The organism is Belliella alkalica (assembly GCF_022549785.1).
GTDB lineage: Bacteria > Bacteroidota > Bacteroidia > Cytophagales > Cyclobacteriaceae > Belliella > Belliella alkalica.
The window spans coordinates 1-2,038 of the sequence record NZ_JAKZGO010000054.1 but is presented as its reverse complement, the minus strand read 5'-3'; the positions used below and the strand labels follow the sequence as shown (position 1 = coordinate 2,038).

The 2,038-nt window shown below is 32.3% G+C and carries 3 protein-coding genes; all 3 read right to left on the bottom strand.

The window, feature by feature from the left end:
- Positions 1–278: 278 nt before the first annotated feature.
- Positions 279–734 carry a hypothetical protein gene (locus tag MM213_RS20540; protein ID WP_241414760.1) on the bottom strand — a complete coding sequence of 152 codons (456 nt, stop codon included), beginning with the start codon at positions 732–734 and terminating at the stop codon, positions 279–281.
- A 35-nt stretch (positions 735–769) separates the two neighbouring features.
- Positions 770–1,240 carry a hypothetical protein gene (locus MM213_RS20535; RefSeq protein WP_241414759.1) on the bottom strand — a complete coding sequence of 157 codons (471 nt, stop codon included), beginning with the start codon at positions 1,238–1,240 and terminating at the stop codon, positions 770–772.
- 2 nt (positions 1,241–1,242) lie between these two features.
- Positions 1,243–2,038 (bottom strand): hypothetical protein (locus MM213_RS20530; RefSeq protein WP_241414758.1); only part of this gene is annotated, 796 nt, incomplete at its 5' end.

The window sequence follows — 2,038 nt, the reverse complement described above, 5'->3', positions numbered from 1 at the left end:
TTATTTTCATAATATTATATTTTAGTTTTTCAATATTACCCCAAATTTTAATAGCAAAAAATACCTACTTGTAGGTATTTTTTGAAAGACAATCTAAGAAATGTGCAATGGGTTGAGGAAAAATTAAGTTTTAGAATAATCAAAATATTTTTTTAAGACTTTTCAATAATGGAATAAAAATGGAACTCCTACTTACATCAATAAAGCATATCAAGAACATTATTTTCTCTTTTAAATAAACAAAGCCCTAAGGATTTCTTGGGGCTTTGTTTTTACCTTTATATCGGCCCATCTACTGTAACACGAACTTCCAAGGCTTTAAACTTATGATTTAAAACAAATCGCTCCTTAGATAGGTAATCCTCTTGAAAGATCATGTAAATCTTCTGATTCAACCCAATTTGTTCTAACTCACTCCATTCCATAAAGGTCAATTTTTCTGCAAAAAGAACTTTGGAATTAATCATTTCCTTTTTACTGATTTCGATTTCTTCATGACTATAATTGAAGTGATTTGCTTTTGATGATATATGCATCATGTGAGCCGAATAATTAGGGGTATCAAAATTTATTCTAACTGAATGGTGCATATCCTTTTCTAAATAATAGATTCTTGACCTAACATCTGCATTCCTTTCTACTAGAATAAAAACTTCCTGAACTTCTTTATCAAACACTGGAGTCGGAGAAGAAACTAATAATATTATTATCTGAATAAGTGTTAAGGCTTTCATAATTAATTATTGATACAATTACCCAATCAACCATTCTACTCTACTGCTCCCGTAGTAATCTTTACCTGAAAAGCGTTGAATTCATAGTTTAATATAAATCGGTTCATATTCAATATTTGATCTTCAAATATCATAAAATATATTTTCTGGTCTTGATTGCTGATTTCAAACCAATCCTGATATTCCAACTTCTTATCCCATAAAATTTCACACTTTTTAATTTCATTCAATGTAAAGGATTTCTTTTTATGCCCAATAATAGGAATATGTGCAATATAGAGGTAAAAACTTGGATGCATATATTTGTTTCTAAACACTCTTACCTCAAATTCAGCTTTATTTTCTAAACTATTGTATTCGCTTATTTTTTTTGTGAATTCTGTATCTTTCAAATACCTATCAACAAATACTATGATAGTATCATTCACCGAAATTGTTTTACCAAATAGATTGCCCTGACAGATGATAAAAAATACCACAACAATAATAATTTTAGTTGACTTCATAACTAATTGCAATTTTTGTTTCCTAGATCGCTAATTGCCATTTTAGCATCATTTATGATTTCAATAGGGCTCTTTATTGGCGGGTTTGAAGTTATACTTTCCATTAATTGATAAGCTATTGTGCCTTCTAACCCGACCCAAGCTAATGATTGGTAAAAACTATCAGGGACTCCATTTGGATAAACAGCTAACATTGAACTAGCAAAATTATTGTAATCCAACATTTGATGAACATCTTTTAGAATCTCCCCCATCTTAGTCACCCATTCATCAGCCATCAGGTTATGTTGTTGATCAGCTGAGCCTCTGTACATCATTACATAAGTATTGAAGGTCTCTCTAAAATCCAGCTCCTTTTCTGTGGGATTAGTAGTATTGATCGCCCTATATAATTCTGCGTGTACCATCTCATGAACGATAGTCCTAGCTACTTCTAAAGCAGATCTATTCATTCTATCTTCATTGAAGGTAATTTCTATTGGCTGATTGGAGCCTCTCCACCATGCTTGGCCATTGGCTGATGCATTTTGTGTTGCTCCTATTTTAAGTACCACATCAAATTCTGTCCCAAGACCTTCAAACCCTGATGCTAGGTCTTTGAACCCATCTATAGACTTCAGCTTTTCATAAATACAATCTGCGGTAGTTCCAATGAAAGTTGAATCCTTTTTGATTTCAAAGAGATCTATAACACACTCCACATCATATCCCATCATTTGCAGAAATTCACAGTCTTCTAGGGTAGGAGTTTCTCCACCTATGCCATCATCCAGATCAGGACAGGGAAGATAATCACCT

Bases quoted from the DNA above. Each gene is read 5' to 3' on its own strand.
- MM213_RS20535 (WP_241414759.1), bottom strand. From the start codon at position 1,240: ATGAAGTCAACTAAAATTATTATTGTTGTGGTATTTTTTATCATCTGT.
- MM213_RS20540 (WP_241414760.1), bottom strand. From the start codon at position 734: ATGAAAGCCTTAACACTTATTCAGATAATAATATTATTAGTTTCTTCT.